19 protein-coding genes are annotated in these 17,061 nt (G+C 67.7%); 10 read left to right on the top strand and 9 right to left on the bottom strand.

Going from position 1 to position 17,061, the window contains the following annotated elements:
- The first annotated feature begins 15 nt into the window (after window positions 1–15).
- Together JDV09_RS23765 and JDV09_RS23760 are read left to right on the top strand one after the other, a co-directional pair.
- Entirely contained in the window at window positions 16–1,089 is a 1,074-nt protein-coding gene (locus JDV09_RS23765) for a YihY/virulence factor BrkB family protein (RefSeq protein WP_221371601.1), read from the top strand.
- A gap of 4 nt (window positions 1,090–1,093) precedes the next feature.
- Window positions 1,094–1,888 (top strand): M15 family metallopeptidase, encoded by a 795-nt coding sequence (locus tag JDV09_RS23760; protein WP_221371600.1) that lies wholly within the window; start codon window positions 1,094–1,096, stop codon window positions 1,886–1,888.
- Here JDV09_RS23760 and JDV09_RS23755 read toward each other — a convergent pair whose 3' ends face one another.
- Window positions 1,889–2,257: a SpoIIAA family protein gene (locus JDV09_RS23755; RefSeq protein WP_221371599.1), complete on the bottom strand. Its 369-nt coding sequence runs from the start codon at window positions 2,255–2,257 to the stop codon at window positions 1,889–1,891. It abuts the gene before it with no gap.
- Window positions 2,258–2,390: 133 nt separating this feature from the next.
- Here JDV09_RS23755 and JDV09_RS23750 point away from each other — a divergent pair, with 133 nt between their 5' ends.
- The 5 genes from JDV09_RS23750 to JDV09_RS23730 all read left to right on the top strand — a co-directional run bounded on the left by JDV09_RS23750 (window position 2,391) and on the right by JDV09_RS23730 (window position 6,869).
- Entirely contained in the window at window positions 2,391–2,753 is a 363-nt protein-coding gene (locus JDV09_RS23750; protein ID WP_221371598.1) for a carboxymuconolactone decarboxylase family protein, read from the top strand.
- A 72-nt stretch (window positions 2,754–2,825) separates the two neighbouring features.
- The gene (locus JDV09_RS23745; protein ID WP_221371597.1) at window positions 2,826–5,318 is read left to right on the top strand and encodes an FAD-dependent oxidoreductase; all 2,493 of its coding nucleotides are present in this window, start codon (window positions 2,826–2,828) and stop codon (window positions 5,316–5,318) included.
- Window positions 5,319–5,382: 64 nt separating this feature from the next.
- On the top strand, window positions 5,383–5,838 hold the full coding sequence (locus JDV09_RS23740) for a hypothetical protein (RefSeq protein ID WP_255605924.1): 456 nt from the start codon (window positions 5,383–5,385) through the stop codon (window positions 5,836–5,838).
- Between the two features lie 145 nt (window positions 5,839–5,983).
- Complete coding sequence (locus JDV09_RS23735) at window positions 5,984–6,403, top strand: DUF6632 domain-containing protein (protein WP_221371596.1); 420 nt, start codon at window positions 5,984–5,986, stop codon at window positions 6,401–6,403.
- 10 nt (window positions 6,404–6,413) lie between these two features.
- The gene (locus JDV09_RS23730) at window positions 6,414–6,869 is read left to right on the top strand and encodes an META domain-containing protein (protein ID WP_221371595.1); all 456 of its coding nucleotides are present in this window, start codon (window positions 6,414–6,416) and stop codon (window positions 6,867–6,869) included.
- A 51-nt stretch (window positions 6,870–6,920) separates the two neighbouring features.
- Here JDV09_RS23730 and JDV09_RS23725 read toward each other — a convergent pair whose 3' ends face one another.
- The gene (locus tag JDV09_RS23725) at window positions 6,921–7,553 is read right to left on the bottom strand and encodes a class F sortase (protein ID WP_221371594.1); all 633 of its coding nucleotides are present in this window, start codon (window positions 7,551–7,553) and stop codon (window positions 6,921–6,923) included.
- A 2,256-nt stretch (window positions 7,554–9,809) separates the two neighbouring features.
- Here JDV09_RS23725 and JDV09_RS23720 point away from each other — a divergent pair.
- Complete coding sequence (locus tag JDV09_RS23720; RefSeq protein WP_308124219.1) at window positions 9,810–11,366, top strand: amidase; 1,557 nt, start codon at window positions 9,810–9,812, stop codon at window positions 11,364–11,366.
- Between the two features lie 16 nt (window positions 11,367–11,382).
- On the opposite strand, the gene JDV09_RS23715 is transcribed toward JDV09_RS23720, so the two are convergent.
- The 6 genes from JDV09_RS23715 to JDV09_RS23690 all read right to left on the bottom strand — a co-directional run bounded on the left by JDV09_RS23715 (window position 11,383) and on the right by JDV09_RS23690 (window position 13,946).
- Window positions 11,383–11,529 carry a hypothetical protein gene (locus JDV09_RS23715; protein ID WP_221371593.1) on the bottom strand — a complete coding sequence of 49 codons (147 nt, stop codon included), beginning with the start codon at window positions 11,527–11,529 and terminating at the stop codon, window positions 11,383–11,385.
- 227 nt (window positions 11,530–11,756) lie between these two features.
- A complete protein-coding gene (locus JDV09_RS23710; RefSeq protein ID WP_221371592.1) occupies window positions 11,757–12,173 on the bottom strand; it encodes a DUF5313 domain-containing protein in 417 nt (138 codons plus the stop codon).
- 23 nt (window positions 12,174–12,196) lie between these two features.
- Window positions 12,197–12,679, bottom strand: coding sequence for a MarR family winged helix-turn-helix transcriptional regulator (locus JDV09_RS23705; RefSeq protein WP_372453021.1), 483 nt, complete (start codon window positions 12,677–12,679; stop codon window positions 12,197–12,199).
- A gap of 88 nt (window positions 12,680–12,767) precedes the next feature.
- Window positions 12,768–13,190 (bottom strand): nitroreductase family deazaflavin-dependent oxidoreductase, encoded by a 423-nt coding sequence (locus JDV09_RS23700; RefSeq protein WP_221371622.1) that lies wholly within the window; start codon window positions 13,188–13,190, stop codon window positions 12,768–12,770.
- A 78-nt stretch (window positions 13,191–13,268) separates the two neighbouring features.
- Entirely contained in the window at window positions 13,269–13,628 is a 360-nt protein-coding gene (locus tag JDV09_RS23695; protein WP_221371590.1) for a hypothetical protein, read from the bottom strand.
- A 54-nt stretch (window positions 13,629–13,682) separates the two neighbouring features.
- A complete protein-coding gene (locus tag JDV09_RS23690) occupies window positions 13,683–13,946 on the bottom strand; it encodes a hypothetical protein (protein WP_221371589.1) in 264 nt (87 codons plus the stop codon).
- A gap of 153 nt (window positions 13,947–14,099) precedes the next feature.
- On the opposite strand from JDV09_RS23690, the gene JDV09_RS23685 reads away from it, so the two are divergent.
- The gene (locus JDV09_RS23685) at window positions 14,100–15,233 is read left to right on the top strand and encodes a flavin-containing monooxygenase (RefSeq protein ID WP_221371588.1); all 1,134 of its coding nucleotides are present in this window, start codon (window positions 14,100–14,102) and stop codon (window positions 15,231–15,233) included.
- A 9-nt stretch (window positions 15,234–15,242) separates the two neighbouring features.
- Here JDV09_RS23685 and JDV09_RS23680 read toward each other — a convergent pair whose 3' ends face one another.
- Window positions 15,243–16,127, bottom strand: a complete 885-nt coding sequence (locus JDV09_RS23680; protein ID WP_308124218.1) for a DUF4436 domain-containing protein — start codon at window positions 16,125–16,127, stop codon at window positions 15,243–15,245.
- Window positions 16,128–16,435: 308 nt separating this feature from the next.
- Between JDV09_RS23680 and JDV09_RS23675 the strand changes: the two genes are divergently transcribed.
- The coding region (locus tag JDV09_RS23675) for a hypothetical protein (protein ID WP_221371587.1) at window positions 16,436–17,061 on the top strand (626 nt) is incomplete at its 3' end.

Genomic DNA, 17,061 nt, shown 5'->3' with positions numbered 1-17,061 from the left:
CCTAGGCTCGACACGATGGCAGGCGACAGTGGGCGACGCGACCGGTTCCCGCGACTGTCTCAGCGGTTGTCCGAGGCCCGCTCGGCGGTGGACGGGCGCCGCGCGGCGCTGCACGACCGCGGCTCGGCCGTTTTCGACCGACTGCCCCGGCCGGTGCAGCAGAGTGCGCGGCTGACCCGACGCACCATCCGGGGCACGTTCGACGACCGGGTTCCCGGGCTGGCGGCCGAAGCCGCGCTGTTCACCCTGATCTCGCTGCCCGCGCTGCTGCTCGCGATCATCGGGTCGCTGGGCTTCGTCGCGGCCAGCCTGGGGCCGGCGGGCGCCGACGAACTGCGCGAGCTGGTGCTGGGCATTCCCGATCCGTTCCTGTCCGACCCCACCTACGCGTCCTACGAGCAGGCGGTGAACACGGTGCTCGCCCAGACCCGGGGCGGCGTCGTCTCGATCGGCATCGTGTTGAGCATCTGGACCGGCTCGCGGGCGGTCAACCGATACCTGGAGACGATCACGATCGCCTATAACGTCGACCCGCGCCCCAGCTGGCGGAGACGGCTGCTGGCGTTCGGACTCACCATCGCCGGCCTGATCGGTGCGGTGGCCATCCTTCCACCGATGGTGTTCGGCCCCCGGATCGTGCACTGGCTGACCCCGGACGCGGTCGCCGACACCACGCTGCAGGTGTTCGACGTGTTGTTCTGGCCCATCGTCACCCTGCTGGTGCTACTGGGTCTGGCCACGCTGTACCACGTCGGCGTGCCCTGGAAAACGCCCTGGCGCCGCGACCTGCCGGGTGCACTCATGGCCGTCCTGCTGTGGTTGTCGGCGTCGGCAGGCCTGCGCGCCTACATGGCGCTGAGCGTGCGCGACGACGCCATCTTCAGTCAGCTCGCGGTGCCACTCGCGGTGGTGTTGTGGCTCTACATCACCGCCTTCGCGGTGCTGCTGGGCGCCGAGCTCAACGCCGAGGTCGAGCGGATGTGGCCGCACCAGGACCATCCCTCGCGGGTGAATCGGTTGCGCCGCCGGCGCCGTTCGGATGTCGACGGGAAGAACGCCGACGCAGGCCACGGGGAGATGCTGCAATGAAGACATGCCGCAGCCGCTCAGACTCGCCGCCGCCGGATGTGCCGCCGTCGTCGCCGCCGGTGTCTTCGCCGCGCCCGCAGCCGCCCAACCGCAGCCCACGGCGCCGCCTGATTTCGTCTCTTTGAGCGACGTCGACCCGACGATCCTGCTGGACATCCGATACGACACCGCGCACAACTTCACCGGCGAGCCGGTCGACGGGTACGAGGCGCCGATGTGCATCCTCACCCGGCCGGCCGCCGAGGCGCTGAGCCGGGCCCAACGCGGGTTCGTCGCACAGGGGTACACGCTGAAGGTCTACGACTGCTACCGCCCGCAACGCGCCGTCGACGACTTCGTGGCGTGGGCCGCCGATCCGGCCGATCAGCAGATGAAGGGCGAGTTCTACCCGTGGGTCGACAAGTCGCAGCTGTTCGCCGACGGCTACATCGCGGAGAAATCCGGACACAGCCGCGGCAGCACCCTCGACGTCACCCTCGTCGCGCTGCCGGCCCGCCAGGAGCCCGGCTTCGTCCCCGGCGAACCGCTGGCCGCCTGCACCGCGCCGGCACCGCGGCGCTTCGCCGACAACACCATCGACATGGGTACCGGCTACGACTGCTTCGATCCCTCGGCGCACACCCTCGGCCCCCGCGTGCAGGGCGAACAACTGAGCAACCGCCTGCTGCTCAAGAACGGTCTGGCGGCGCAGGGATTTCACAACTACGAGTACGAGTGGTGGCACTTCACCTTCACGCCGGAGACCTATCCCGAGACCTACTTCGACTTCCCCGTCTCGCCGTCGTCGCTGGCCGGCTGATCACATGTCCCCGACGATCCACGCCCGGGCCTGTTCGGCCCGGGCCGACGGGAACACCGTCAGCTCGCCCGGCATCAGGAAGCCGAAGAACTTGACCGCGTGCTGCATCCACTCGACGTCGGTGACGACGACGAAACGCTCCCAGCCCGGCAGATGACCGAGACCGAGTTTCGCGTCCTCCCACGCCGCGCCGGGATCGATACCGTCGAATTCCGCAGCCACCTCGTAGTACACCCGCACCTTGTGGTGATGTTCGAGGCGTTCGAGGCATCGTGGGATCAGCACCGACTCATAGTCGGCCCTCGTCACGCGGCCGCGGCACACGAAGGCGGCCACGTTGTCGGGAAAGTCTTCAAGAACTTCGATCACGATGCCACCCCCGAAGCAGTCGCGCTGACTCCAGCGTGGGAGCGCTACCCGGCTCTGTCGAGGGGCGAAGGTCACCGGTTTTGCGGTCCGTCGCCGACGCGCCGACATACCCGCCCGGGTATATCGTCAGAGCATGACCCTTCACACCCACTACAAGGACGTCAACGACGAACTCGGCCCCCAGCATCGCGCACTGCGGCAGATGATTCCCGATGTCTACCGCGGATTCAACGAGATGAGCAAAGCCGCGCTGGCCCCCGGAGCGCTGGAGACCAAGACCAAGGAACTGATGGCGATGGCCATCGGCGTGGTGCACGGCTGCGACGGCTGCATCGCCTCGCACGCACGTGGAGCGGTCCGCGCGGGAGCGACCAGGGAGGAGGCCGCCGAAGCCATCGGCGTCGCGATCTTCATGAGCGGCGGCCCGGCAACGGTGTACGGCGCACGGGCCTACACCGCGTTCTGCGAATTCGCCGACGCCGCGGCCGCCGGCTGACCATACTCGGGTAGCGGCCCGGTCGAGCCGAGTTCCGAGCACTACATTCCGGACCAAATCGAGGTCAAGCCAATGAAACTCATCGTAGTAGGCGGGGTTGCCGCCGGAGCATCGGTCGCGGCCCGGACCCGCCGCCTCGACGAATCCGCCGAAATCATCGTGTTCGAGCGCGGACACCACGTCTCGTTCGCGAACTGCGGCCTGCCGTACCACATCGGCGAGGTGATCACCGAACGCGACCGGCTGCTGTTGCAGACACCGCAGAGTCTGCGCGAGTCACTCAACATCGATGTACGCATCGCCACCGAGGTCGTCGACATCGACCCGGCGGCCCGCACGGTCCACGTCCGCGAGATCGACTCCGGCACCGAATATGTGGAGAGCTACGACAACTTGGCGCTGTGCCCGGGGGCGCAGCCCGTCCGCCCGCCACTGCCGGGTATCGGCCACCCGGCGGTGGAGGTGCTGCGGCGCATCGGCGACATGGACCGCATCAAGGCCCGGGTGGACGACGCGCTCGCGGCGCAGAAAGCGGGTGGCCGCGACCCGGTCCGCGCGGTCGTCATCGGGGCCGGCTACATCGGCCTGGAGATGGCCGAGAACCTGCACCACCGCGGGGTCACCGTGGACATCGTCGAGATGGCCGACCAGATCCTGCCGCCGGTGGACCACGAGATCTCGATCCCCGTCGAGCAGCACCTGCGCAGCAGGGGAATCCGGGTACACCTGTCCACCGCGGCGGCCGCGTTCGCCCCGCTGCCGGAGGACCGGGCCAACGTCGAGCTCACCAGCGGCGAGACCCTGCCGGCCGACCTCGTGGTGCTCGCCGCGGGTGTGCGTCCCGACACGGCGCTGGCCACCGCGGCCGGGCTGACGCTGGGCGATCACGGCGGAATCGCCGTGGACACCCATATGCGCACCTCGGATCCCCACATCTGGGCGGCCGGGGACGCCGTCGAGACACCTCATCCCGTGCTCCCCGGCAGCTACCTCGCACCGCTGGCCGGCCCCGCGAACCGCCAGGCGCGCGTCGCGGCGGAGAACATCTGCGGCCGCGACACCGAGTACCTGTCCACGCAGGGCACCTCCATCGTCAAGGTGTTCGAGATGGTGGCCGGCGGAACCGGCGCCACCGAGCGTCAGCTCGATGCTGCGGAGATCGACTACCGCGCCGCGCATGTCCACCCGTCGGGGCACGCGGGCTACTACCCGGGCACCGCGATGATGCATCTGAAGGTGCTGTTCACGCCCGACGACGGCCGCATCCTGGGTGCCCAGGCGTGCGGATTCGACGGCATCGACAAGCGGCTGGATCTGCTCGCGATGGCGATCCGCCAAGGCATGACGGTCTTCGACCTCGAGCATCAGGAGCTGGCCTACGCACCGCCGTTCGGGTCGGCCAAAGACCCGATCAACATGGCGGGTTTCGTGGCCTCCAACGTCCTGCGCGGCGACCTGCGTCTCTGGTATGCACAGGACTTCCCGGCCGCCACCGACGGCGCACTGCTGCTCGATGTGCGCACCCCCGAGGAATACGAGCTGTGGCACGTACCCGGCGCGATCAACATGCCGTTGCCGACATTGCGCGACGAGGTCGCCGGCGGCCGCCTCGATCGGTCCCGCCCGGTACGGCTGTACTGCGCCGTCGGCTTCCGCTCCTATCTGGCCTACCGGATTCTGGTGCAGAACGGATTCACCGACGTCGCAACGCTTTCGGGCGGCTCGACCACGTTCAAGGCCGTCCACGAAAGGCCCGAGGACACCTACGAGGCACAGCCGCCGATGGAGTCCTACGCCGAGGCCGCGTCGCTTGCCGCGGCACCGGCGACGGCAAGCGGAACCGTGATCGACCTCGACTGCACCGGGCTGGCCTGTCCGGGACCGATCATGAAGCTCGCCGACGCGATGAGCGGCCTCACCCCCGGCGACGAGGTGCGGGTCACCGTCTCGGATCCCGGCTTCGCGCTGGACGCGCCGGCCTGGGCGTCCAAGAACGGGCACCGACTCGTCGACATCGAGCCGTCCGGCCCCGGCTACGTCGCGACCCTGCGCAAGGGCGCCGCCGGGGTGGCCACCCAACCGGCGGGACCCGTGAAGAACAAGACGTCGATGGTGGTGTTCTCCGGGGATCTGGACAAACTCATCGCGGCCTTCATCATCGGCAACGGGGCCCTGTCGATGGGTGACCAGGTGTCGATCTTCTTCACGTTCTGGGGTCTCAACGCGTTACGCCGGCCGGATGCCCCCAAACGCGAGAAGTCGCCGCTGGAGCGGGTGATGTCGGCGATGATGCCGTCGGGCGCCGAGCGTCTGCCGCTGTCGACGATGAACTTCGGCGGCGCGGGCGCCGGCATGATCAAGAAGGTGATGCACGATCACAACGTCCCCGACCTGAGCGAGTTGATGGCGGCGGCTCAGCGGGGAGGCGCACGCCTGATCGGCTGCACGATGACGATGGAGTTGCTGGGTATCGCCGAGTCCGACCTCATCGACGGAGTCGAGTTCGGCGGGGTGGCGACCTTCCTGGGCGAGGCGCAGGAGTCGGGTACCACGCTGTTCATCTGACCGCCGGAGCGATCCGGGCACTGTGGCGACGTTCTGTCCGCTGTGCGCCCACAATGGGTGCACGATGAAGGTCTTGCTGACGGGCGTGATCGGGGCGCTGGTGGCCGTGGCGCTGGCGGGCCCTGCCCGCGCGATCCCGGACACCGGGTGCCGGCTGTCCACACCGGTTCAGGAGGTGTCCCGCGTGACGCAGCTGCCGGACGCGCTGCAGAAGATGCTGCCGCCCCTGGCCGACGTCGGGGTCCCGTTCAACAGCACCGACGCGGTGCGCGACCCGTCGCTGCCGTTCCGACGGCTGATCCGGGCCGGCCATCGGGACGACACCTGGTTCGTCTGGTACGAGCACGGCGGCGTCGGCTACTTCTGGCAGGCGGTGGTCGCGCGGGTCGATGACGATGCCGTGGTCACCGTGGCCAATGCCGGAACGATCTCCGACGTACTGTGCGAGGTCACCGACGGGGCGCTGGCCGGGACGGTGCCGCCGTACCCGCCGGGCGCCTGGGCGGCCGGCAGCTTCTAGTGACTCTCCGGGGTTCCGGTGCCGCCGACCCTCAACCGCCGAAACGACCGGAGCTCACCACCTCGAAGTGAGACCATCGTCGAAGAGCCGGGCGGTGAGCATACGCCGGTGCGCGCCGTCGGCCGACACGAGGAGATGGTGAGTGATGTCCGACGAGAAGGCGGCCAACCGCGGCCCGATGTTGTTGCTCAGGGTGGCACTCGCGGTGGTCGGCGTGATCTTCGTGGTGGGTATCTATCCGCTGACCAAGGTGTGGCCATCGGGGTGGTCCTGGGGACATGGGTCATCGCACTACCTGGCGATGATCATCGGCCTGTACGCGACGCTCGGGGTGTTTCTGCTGGCGGCCACGCGCGATCCGTTGGCCAACCGCAGCCTGATCTGGTTCACGGTGGTGTCCAGCGTGGTGCACGCGGTGATCATGGCCATCCAGGCGCTCTCCGACTCCGATGAGCGCGGCCACCTGCTGGGCGATGTGCCCGCATTGCTGATCGTGGCGGCGGTTCTCGCCGTCTTGCTGCAGCGCGCGGATACGCCGCGCAAGGTAGGTGCGGGCGCAGGCTAGCTTCGTCGGTATGAGACTCGCGCTCGCGCTGGCCGTGGCATCGACACTGATGGCGTGTTCACCGGCCTCCACCGACACCGCTGTCACGCTCGACGACACCAGCTGGAAGCTGACCGAAATCCAGTCGATGGACGACGCACAGGGCACCACCGCGGTACCCGCCGGGCAGCAGTACACGGTCACCTTTGCCATCGAGGACAACGGCGAGCACCGGGCAGCATTCCAGATCGACTGCAACCGCGGATCCTCGACATGGCAGGCCAGCCCGAGCGAATCCGGCGACTCCGGTTCGTTGACGTTCGGGCCGATCGCCTTGACGATGATGGCCTGTCCCCCGGGCTCGATCGACCAGAAGGTGTCCGCCGCACTGGGCGACGTGCGCAGCTACCTGATCCAGGACGGTCGACTGCATCTGTCGCTGCTGGCCGACGCCGGCATCCTGACCTGGGAGCCGGCGGAACAGTAAAATCCCTGTTGGGCCCGAGAGTTGTTGCCTCGGTGCCGATTTCCGGCTTCTCTAGACGATCGCCGCGAAGGCGACGATGTTGTCCGCGCTCGACCGGCTGGTCCGGTCGAATTCCCCGCCGCAGGTGATCAACGCCAACTGTGCGCGTGAGCTGTGACTCGACAGGGCTCCTTGTAGCGCGACCGGGTCGCCCTTGGGAATACCTGCCACCACGTCCACGATCCGGAAATCCACGTGTCCCGCACCGGCGTCACCGACCACCGTCACCGCGTCGCCGGGCCTCAACTCCCCGAGTCGGTTGAAGACCGCATACCCATTGCCCACCAGGGTGTGGCCCAGCATGACAGCCATCGCCGGACTTCCGACCAGCGGCCCGTCCACCCACCATCCAACACTGTTGCCGTCCGGCGGAACCCCGAACGAACTGACGGTCTGACCGCCCAGAAACGGTGCGGGCTGCATGACCGTCGCCACCGAGACCACGGGAGCAACCAATCCGATCGCGGGAATCTGTAGCGTCGTCGGCTGGACGATCGGTGCAGCGCCGGGGGCAGGGGCAGCCGGCACCGCTGGGATCCCATGGTGCTGGTCAGCCCATGCATGGCCGGCGCCCAAGGCCAGTGACATGCACCAAACAACTACGACAACCAAGACCCGCAACATGCGATGGCGCTTGGCGGTCACCCTCGCTATCACGAGACCACGCTTAACATCTCGATCTCCCGCATTAGGGGAACAGCGCAGGATCCACCAGTCCGGTGGGCGCCTGAACCGGATACTCTCCAGCCTCCACAGGCGAACCCTGATCACTTGGCGCCTGCGCAGGATAGCCACCTGTGTTCGGAGCAGCTTCCGACATGGCACCCGGCCCACCAGCGGGGGCACCCGCCGGCGCGGGTAGGAAGATGCCAGGGCCGGACACGGTTCCCCCCGGGCCGGGGATGAAAGTACCCGGGCCTGACATCGCTCCGGCCGGAATCGGCACGAACGTCCCCGGCCCCGATACCGTGCCCTGCGGTCCTGGCACGAAGCTGCCAGGACCAGAGACCGTCCCCTGCGGCCCGGGAATGAACAAGCCAGGACCAGAGACGGGGCTCTGCGGCCCGGGGATGAAGGTACCCGGGTTCGACACCGCTCCCACCGGAATCGGCACGAAGGTCCCCGGCCCCGACACCGTTCCCTGCGGCTCCGGGATGAACGTAACCGGTGTCGGAGTCTGCTGCGGCGGCAACACCTGCGGCGGCTCCCCCCGCGGCGGCACCTGATTGGGGACCAGACCCGTCGGGGTCGGCCTCTCATACGGCGTCGGAGTCTGCTGCGGCGGCAGGCTCTGCGGCGGCTCCCCCCGCGGCGGCACCTGATTGGGGACCAGACCCGTCGGGGTCGGCCTCTCATACGGCGTCGGAGTCTGCTGCGGCGGCAGGCTCTGCGGCGGCTCCCCCCGCGGCGGCACCTGATTGGGGACCAGACCCGTCGGGGTCGGCCACTCATACGGCGTCGGAGTCTGCTGCGGCGGCAGGATCTGCGGCGGCTCCCCCCGCGGCGGCACCTGATTGGGGACCAGACCCGTCGGGGTCGGCCTCTCATACGGCGTCGGAGTCTGCTGCGGCGGCAGGCTCTGCGGCGGCTCCCCCCGCGGCGGCACCTGATTGGGGACCAGAGCCGTCGGGGTCGGCCACTCATACGGCGTCGGAGACTGCAGCGGCGGCAGGATCTGCGGCGGCTCCCCCCGCGGCGGCACCTGATACGGCGTCGACCCCATGGGCGGCTGCTGATAGGGCGCCAGCACGGGCGTCAATCCCGGCATCGGGTCCGGAGGCTCCAGAATCGGCGTCAGCCCGGTGTAATTGGGAGGCTCCAGAATCGGGGTCGGCCCTGTGTAGTCCGGAGGCTCCAGAATCGGAATTTCCGTACCCGTGGTCGGCAACGGAGGCTCAACAAGCGGGGCGTTGGTCGTGCCGGTGGACGGCTGCCCGGGCGTGCTGGTGCTGCCAGACGGAGGCTGGGTTCCCGTTATGTCGCAATGCCTCGCGTTCCCGCGGTCACACGAATGCCCCCATGGGTCATGCCCGCCGATCCCGTCACGGAGCCCATCGGCCCCGTCGGGCGCAGGTGGTGGTGGCGCGGGAAGTTCTACAGCCTCGGCTGGCGCAACCGGCCCGTGGATCATGTCCAGGGCGCCGTCCTTGGCAATCACCGTCCAGCCGGGAGTGTCAACTCCCACTGCCGTTGTCCCGTGATAGACGAGCGAACCGTCAGGATTCATGGTGAGAAGTCCGGGATCCATGCCGGGCAGAAGCGCGATGGCAAGGACCTCGGGCGGTGCCGGAATGCCGGGTTCGGGTGCAGTTTCTGCCGCATGCCTGGCCGGCGGATGGGGATTCAACGGCACGACCGGCGCAGCAGGAGCCGAAGCGGGCGCCAATGACGACTGCGGGCAGTTCCAGGGCAGGTCTTGACAGATCGCCGCGGCCCCGGTTTGAGGAACACCCTGCGCGGGAGTCCCAAACCTGTAGTCGCCGGCCCCCGATGACGACGCCCCGGTACCGGAACCACTCATGGCCCCGCCGCCGTCATCACCGCCACCGGCGCCGTCCAAAGCACCGCCGCCGTCATCAGGGGGATCCTGAGCAACCGCCACCCGCATCAATGCCGGCGGAGTGACAGCAGTGCCGACCAGGAAAAAGCCCGCCCCAAGCGTGCACGCCCCCGCGAGACGCGCAACGTTTCGAACCCACATAGGGACCTCGAATCCACCCAATGATCTACCTATGTGCCAGCTTTTAGCACGTGCCGAGAACCCTAGCATCGGTACCCCGTGGGGAATTGAGCAAGCGGGGAACCCGGGTTCGCGAGGCGGGGGCACCGAATGCAGGCTCGCCAGCGTCGACGCCATGATGAGCTGTCCGTCAGCGCAGTCGGGAACACGACTGCGGAACTGTGGGCATCATCGATCACCTGGAGGAGTACGCGATGGCGCTGACCGAGTTGACGGTCGCCGACGTGCAGGCCGCCTGTCACCAAGGCCACTCGACGTCGGCGCAACTGGTCGATGAGTACCTGGGGCGGATAGCCGCAATCGACAGCTCGGGCCCGACGCTGCGGTCGATGATCGAGTTGAACCCCGACGCCCCTGCGATCGCCGACGCCCTCGACGCAGAGCGCAGGAGCGGTCACGTCCGCGGCCCGCTGCACGGCGTCCCGGTGGTCGTGAAGGACAGCATCGACACCGCCGATGCGATGTCGACGACGGCCGGCTCGCTGGCCCTCGAGGGCAACATCGCGCCCAGCGATGCCCACCTCGTCACGCTTCTGCGCCGAGCCGGAGCCGTGATCCTGGGGAAGACCAATATGAGCGAGTGGGGCTACATGCGATCGACGCGGCCCTGTAGCGGGTGGAGCAGCCGCGGTGGGCAGGTCCGCAACCCCTATGTGCTTGACCGCAGTCCGCTGGGCTCCAGTTCGGGATCGGCCGTCGCGGTCGCGGCCAATTTGTGTGTTGGCGCAGTGGGCGCCGAGGTCGACGGATCCATCGTGCGGCCCGCATCGAGCAACTCGATCGTCGGCCTGAAACCGACCGTGGGCCTGGTGAGCCGCTCAGGGGTCATCGGGGTGGCCGCCCCGCAGGACACGGCTGGGCCGATGGCGCGGACCGTCACCGACGTCGCGGTCCTGCTCACCGTGTTGGCCGGGTTCGACGAGCACGACCCGGCAACGCGGGACGGCGCAGCCCACGCCACCGACTACCGCCGGTTCCTCGACGCATCGGCGCTCGAAGGCGCCCGAATCGGCGTCGCACGCGAGTGCTTCGGACAGCACGAGGGAACCGACGCACTGATCGATGGGGCCATCGCCGTGCTGGCCGATCTCGGCGCAGAAATCGTCGATCCGATTCAGGCGAGTTCGCTGCCCTTCTTCGGCGACCTCGAACTCGACCTGTTCCGCTACGGGCTCAAGGCGAGTCTGAACAGCTACCTGGCCAGTCACCCACATTCGCAGGTACGCAACCTTTCCGAACTCATCGCATTCAACAACGACCACCCCGAGCAGGTGATGCCGTACTTCGGTCAGGAGTTTCTGGAGCAGGCAGAAACCATGGGTGACCTCACCGATCCGGAGTACCGCCGGATAGCCGCAGAACTGCAGACCCGCGCCCGCGGCGACGGAATCGACAAGGCGCTGCATGATTTCCGACTCGATGCCATCGTCGCCCCCACCGAGGGGTCACCACCGTTCGTCATCGACCCGGTGGTCGGCGACAATCTGTTGCCTGGGGGATGTTCGACTCCGCCGGCGGTCGCCGGCTACCCGCACATCTCGGTGCCCGCCGGCTACCTGTGCGGGCTTCCCGTCGGATTGTCGTTCTTCTCGGGGGCATTTCAGGAACCCAAGCTGATCGCCTACGCGTACGCGTTCGAACAGGCGACCCAGGTCCGTAAGCCGCCAGGATTCACGGCCACCCTGACGATCCAGCCGTCAGCAATGGCGGCCGACTGACCCAACACGCCGTCGGCTAGAGCCGATCCATTTCGCGGGCAAAGGTCGCGAACTCGATGAACGTGTAGTGCCGCGGAATGAGGTGCGGATGTTCTTCGTGGGCATTCTCATCGAGAACCCAGTGCAACGCCACCGAGGCGCTGTGGACCGGGTGATGACTCATTTCCCAAATGGCACCGTGCGGGTGGTCGTGTCCGCTGCCCGCAGTCGTTTGTGATCTGGACATCGTCGTACTCGGTTTCGTGCTGCACGCCGGCCCGGTGTCGACGTAATACCATTATCGCTCTGCGCGCCCGCTGACGCTAGGTGCAGATCTCACTAATGTCTTTGCGATTCAAAAGTATTCAAAGTATCTGCGGCATCCGAAGCGGTGGCCGCGCAGCGGCCTTCCTAGAACGGGCTGCTGTTGGATTGCCAATCGGCGGACTCGGGGCGGGGCCCGAACCGGCGCACGTAGTCCTCGTGCATCTGCGCCTGCTTCTTGCGCTTGATCACGTCGACCAGCCTGGGATCCAGACCGTGCTGGGCCAGCCGATGCCGCCGCCACGGCTTGTTCAGGGCGAGCGCCATCAGCAGGGACCAGCAGTAGATCGGGACCGTCATCTCGAGATGCATGTAGAGGTTGACCGGGATCAGCCAGAACGGTGCGAGCACGAACAGCGGCGGGATCGCATATCGGATCATGTGCCTGCGCACCGCGCCGTGCCCGGCCAGATCCTCAGCGACCCAGCGGCTCATCGAGTCCGGCAGGCGCCGGCCGTAGATGTAGGTCAGGCGCTGCCACAGTGTTGGTTTGGCGGCGGTCACGGAAGCTCCTTCGTTGGGCGGGGTCATGACTGAAGTGCACCCGCGGCCAGCGCGGCAGCATTGATTCTCGTCAGCGCGTCGCGCAGCCGCTCCAATTCGGCGAGATCGACTCCGAGACGTGCGACAACCGCAGGCGGGATGCCGATGGCCCGCTCCCGCAACGCCGCCCCCTTGTCGGTGAGTTCGACATCGGTGGAACGCTCATCGGTGGCACTTCTGCTGCGGGTGATGAGCCCGAGGGTCTCCAGGCGTTTGAGCATCGGCGACAGCGTGGCCGAGTCCACCTGCAGGGCGGTGGCGATCCGCTTGACCGACAACGGCGACCCGCTGTCTTGGGACTTCTGGTGGTCCCACATCGCCAGCATCACCAGATACTGCGGATGGGTCAGGCCCAACGGCTCCAGCAGTGGCCGGTACACGGCCAGGACGGCCCGATTGGTCACCGCCAGCGCAAAGCAGACCTGCTGCTCCAGGGCCAGGGGGTCGACGTCGGCTGCCGCGGTCATACTCCCCATAGTGCCCTAATAGTTAGGGCGCTAGCAATACCGTGTGGCGGCGAACACACTCCGGCCCGGGCCGAGCTGCCGAGGCTCGCTACCCCACCACGAAGACCGGGATGAGCCGATCGGTTTTGGCCTGGTACTCGGCGTAGGGCGGATAGGCGTGCACCGCGAGCGTCCACCAGTGTTCACGCTCGGCGCCGTCGACCTCGCGGGCGGTCATCGTCGCGACCGTGTCGCCGTCCTGGACGGTCACCGCTGGGTGCGCTTTCACGTTGTGATACCAGCTCGGATGCTGTGGGTCGCCGCCCTTCGACGCGATCATCGCGTATTTTCCGCCGTCCTGGACACGCATCAGGGGCACGTAGCGCTGCTTGCCGGACTTGGCGCCGGTGGTGGTGAACAGAACCACCGGCCGGTCGTAAACCACGACACCATCGGTGGTGCCCTGCTCGAGAATGCGTTCGGTCTGCTCCCGGACCCAGTCGGTGGGGCTCAGATGCGGTTGTTCGGCCATGGCCACCACAACGTCGGTGGGCACGACCTGCTTCCCGGCCGCCCGGCACCAAGGCATCCGAAGGCTTCGCCGGCGTGCTCAGCCGGTCTCGGTCGACGACCTCATCAGGGCGACTCCGAACGCGAAGATCCATGCGCTCATCACGATGGAGGCGACCAGCCACACTAGGTTCCCCACCGCGATGCCGAACCATACGCCCAGCGCCCAGCCCAGAAACGAAGCTACTCCGGCCGCTACCGCGGCCCAGGCGAACCATGTCGGCCTGACCCCATCCGCCACTCGGGCCTCATTGGCCGCTACCACCGCAACGGCCAGCGCCATCACGGCATAGCCGTTGGCCTTGCCTTCGGAGAACGCCCACCATGCCTCGAATGTCTCGGCGCGGCCGGAGACAGCGGCATTCGCCATCACCGTCGTCTCGGCCACGGCGGTGGTCACGGTCCACAACGCCGCCACCGGAATCGCCGCCCACGCCGTCAGGGTCCACCACCTCTACACCAGGCGCGATCTCGAGGTCAGCACGAGCAAACCAGCCACCGCGTAGAGAGATAGCGAGAGCGCCGCGATCCAGTGCACGACAGACCACGTGTTCGCGGCCTCCGCGATCCTCGTCATCTGGCCGCCGAGGTCATCCGCCAACGGCCCGTGGAATACCAGCGTGAGCACTATCAGGAACGATGCGACAGCGAGCCACGCGCCGGCGGCTTGAACTGTCTTGGCGGTCTGCTGAATATCAGCATTCTGTGTCTGCGTCATAGCGCAACACCCCTTTCTTTCAGGGTACGCGCGACCGTGGAGTGCGCGACTGCACCGCGTCCCGGATATTCGGGCAGAACCGGTATCGGTGACGGGCCAATCGGTGAAGTATTGAGCCGGACAGGTCGGCGGTCAGGGAGGTGCGATCCCACAGTGAAGGTGATCGTCTGCGGCGCGGGAGCGGCAGGCCTTGCGGCCGCGGCGACGCTGCAGCGCTCGGGTGCCGACGTCACCGTGCTGGAGCGCGCCGACGCAGTGGGCGCGAGCTGGCGGTCCCGCTACGACGGCCTGCGATTGAACACCACCGCGCGGATGTCGGCGTTGCCGGGCATGCCGTGCCGGTCACGCGAGTACGGCGAGTTCCCGAGCCGTGACGACTGGGTCCGCTATCTGGGGGACTTCGCCGCCCACCATCGCCTCCACGTCCGCTTCGGCGTCGAGGTCACTCGCATCACGCGTGCCGCAGATAGATGGATCGTCGAGACCAGCTGTGGCCCAATTGATTCGGATATCGTCGTGGTCGCCGTCGGCCACGACTGCCAGGCGCTGGTGCCGGACTGGCCGGGTCGCGACGGGTTCGGCGGCGAACTGCTGCACTCCAGTGCGTACCGCAACGCCGACCGCTTCGGCGGTCGTGCGGTCCTGGTGGTGGGCCCCAATGTCACCGGCACCGAGATCGCCCACCATCTGGTGGCTGCCGGCGCGGCCAGGGTGTGGGTGTCGTGCCGGACTCCGCCGAACCTGATCCAGCGCAAGATCTTCGGTGTCAGCGTCAATGTTCTGGGCATGGCACTCGAACGGCTACCGGTGCGGGTGGCCGATGCGGTGTGCCGGCTCACCGCCTGGTTCCTGTTCGGCGACCTGCAGCGTTACGGACTGCCCGCGGCGGGTGACGGGGTGGCGACCCGGCTCAGGAACAGACACCAGGCCCCCGCCTACGACGACGGCTTCGTCGCCGACCTCAAGGCCGGCCACATCGACGTCGTGCCGGCGGTGTGCGGATTCGACGGTGATGACGTGTTGCTCGACGGCGGCGCCCGCGTTCGACCCGATGTCGTCATCGCCGCGACCGGCTACCGGTGCGGGCTGGAGAGGCTGGTCGGGCATCTGGGCGTGCTCGACGACTCCGGCCGTCCGGTGGCCAGTCGGGGCCACACCCATCCCGAAGCACCGGGCCTGTACTTCAACGGCTATCGCGTGGACATGACCGGACAGCTGAGACTGATGCGCCGCGACGCCGAGGCGCTCTCGGCGGCCGTCGAACGGGTGGCGGCACGGCTGAGCTGACGTCGGTCGCTAGTCCCCCTCGCGCGCCCAGGTCACCACGTAGATGACCATCGCAGCCACCAGCAACAGCAACACCCAGAACACGATCGCCTCGTCGACCCAGGAGCCCGCGGGGGGCGCACCGGGAAGCGCGCTGCGGATGGGGATGACCGAGAACAACATGGCGGCGAACCACGACGCGTACTGGGGCAGGAACTCCTTCCTGCCCCGGGCCGTCTCGATCGCCACGTACAGCGCCAGCGCCGGAAGTGTCACCAAGACAAGACAAATACCGAAAATCAAGGCCAGCTTGCTGCGGGTCCGCGACAGCACGATCGTGGTGATGTCGTCATCGTCGGAGGGGCGTACGGTGGTGCCGACGTAGTGACTGACGATGTCCCACCCGTACAGCGATCCCGACAACTCGACGCGCGCGGGCACGTATCGTCGCTGGTCGCCGGAACCGGCGATGACATCGGCACCGACCTCCTCGGTGGTGTAGGTGTCGAACGGCCAGTTCTCGGGATCTCCGGCAGCGTAGAGCGAGGTGGTGGTCTGCGCCGGCGTGCTACCGGCCGGGTAGTTCAATTCCACGAGGTCGGTCGCCGGGTACAGCCGTACCGAGATATCCGTTGTCAGAACACCGAATTGGTCGTCGGTCAAATCGGGCCCGGGCTGCACGATGACGTTCAGATCCAGCTGGTTGTCGGTGGGGTGGATGGCCACCAGTTCGAGCACGACGACCGTCTCGTCGCTCGCACCGAGGCCCGGCCGCTCCAGCGTTTCAGCCGACGAGTCCAACAGGAAGAAGCCCACCACGCAGACGCCGTAGATCGCCACGATCAACAGAACGGTCCCGCCGCGCGACCACACTCTTCGTGCCTGGTCGACCACGAACTCAGCGGGTTTCCGCACGTCGCGATGCTAGCGCGACAGAGCCCCCGAGGTGAACCGATCGGTCGACGTCAGCACGGAGCTCTTCGCCCGTGTCCCGCCGGTCGTTCTGAAATGCCTTGGCATCAAGGATCATTTGGCACCGGTAGGCGCATGCCGCTGCCCGGACCCGAATCGTCGTGTCGATCGATCCACATGAGCCCCCTCTCGCTCCGCCAGAGCCGCCAGAGCCAACGGGGCCCGGCCGCGGTGCGAGTCTCGAGCGGGAAAGGTCCCGCCACACGCTCAGCCTCCATGGAATCATTGGCCTCAGGAGTCACAATAGTCTCATGACAGCCACCGTCGACGATCAACAGTCCGCCAGCAGTGCGCCGGCCGGCGACAGCCCCCGCACGGAGCCGACGCCCGTAGCGGAACCCCCGGCTGCACCCGGGCGGGATGGCGCACCCGCGCCCAGCGGCGCGCCGCAACCCAGACGGACGTGGACCGACACCGTCGCCCGCCAGGCGGCAACGGTGTCGTCGAAGCTCACCCCGATCGCGCGCCGGGCCGGGGATCGGGTGGCCTCGGCGTCTCCGACGACACTGCTGTTGGGGCTGCTGGGACTGCTCACGACGCTGAGCGTCGTGGCCTCGCTCGCGTTCCACAACGCGCTCGGCGTGACGAGTGCGGTGCTGTTCGTACCCGCCCTCTCGGCGGCCATCGGCGCACTCGCCGTGCGCTGTCTCGACGAGAGGCGCGCCCGCCAAGCGCAGCGTGAACAGGCTCTGCCCGAAGCAATGCAGCTGCGGCAACTCGAGCACACCCTCGAATACGTCGACACCAAGCTCTCGGCGGGATTGAGCCAGTTCGGTTCCGACCGGCACAACGATGCGGTCATCGCGATGTTCCAGGCCAAGGCCGCCACCGAACTCTATCTGGGATCGGAACCGCGGCCGGCTGCCGATTCGGCATC

Source organism: Mycolicibacterium xanthum, assembly GCF_019710635.1.
GTDB lineage: Bacteria > Actinomycetota > Actinomycetes > Mycobacteriales > Mycobacteriaceae > Mycobacterium > Mycobacterium xanthum.
The sequence above is the reverse complement of the archived record's forward strand: the minus strand, read 5'-3'. Positions and strand labels throughout refer to the sequence as shown.

Bases quoted from the DNA above. Each gene is read 5' to 3' on its own strand.
- JDV09_RS23705 (WP_372453021.1), bottom strand. From the start codon at position 12,679: ATGACCGCGGCAGCCGACGTCGACCCCCTGGCCCTGGAGCAGCAGGTC.
- JDV09_RS23690 (WP_221371589.1), bottom strand. From the start codon at position 13,946: ATGACGCAGACACAGAATGCTGATATTCAGCAGACCGCCAAGACAGTT.
- JDV09_RS23700 (WP_221371622.1), bottom strand. From the start codon at position 13,190: ATGGCCGAACAACCGCATCTGAGCCCCACCGACTGGGTCCGGGAGCAG.
- JDV09_RS23745 (WP_221371597.1), top strand. From the start codon at position 2,826: ATGAAACTCATCGTAGTAGGCGGGGTTGCCGCCGGAGCATCGGTCGCG.
- JDV09_RS23730 (WP_221371595.1), top strand. From the start codon at position 6,414: ATGAGACTCGCGCTCGCGCTGGCCGTGGCATCGACACTGATGGCGTGT.
- JDV09_RS23715 (WP_221371593.1), bottom strand. From the start codon at position 11,529: ATGAGTCATCACCCGGTCCACAGCGCCTCGGTGGCGTTGCACTGGGTT.
- JDV09_RS23765 (WP_221371601.1), top strand. From the start codon at position 16: ATGGCAGGCGACAGTGGGCGACGCGACCGGTTCCCGCGACTGTCTCAG.
- JDV09_RS23750 (WP_221371598.1), top strand. From the start codon at position 2,391: ATGACCCTTCACACCCACTACAAGGACGTCAACGACGAACTCGGCCCC.
- JDV09_RS23735 (WP_221371596.1), top strand. From the start codon at position 5,984: ATGTCCGACGAGAAGGCGGCCAACCGCGGCCCGATGTTGTTGCTCAGG.
- JDV09_RS23740 (WP_255605924.1), top strand. From the start codon at position 5,383: ATGAAGGTCTTGCTGACGGGCGTGATCGGGGCGCTGGTGGCCGTGGCG.
- JDV09_RS23760 (WP_221371600.1), top strand. From the start codon at position 1,094: ATGCCGCAGCCGCTCAGACTCGCCGCCGCCGGATGTGCCGCCGTCGTC.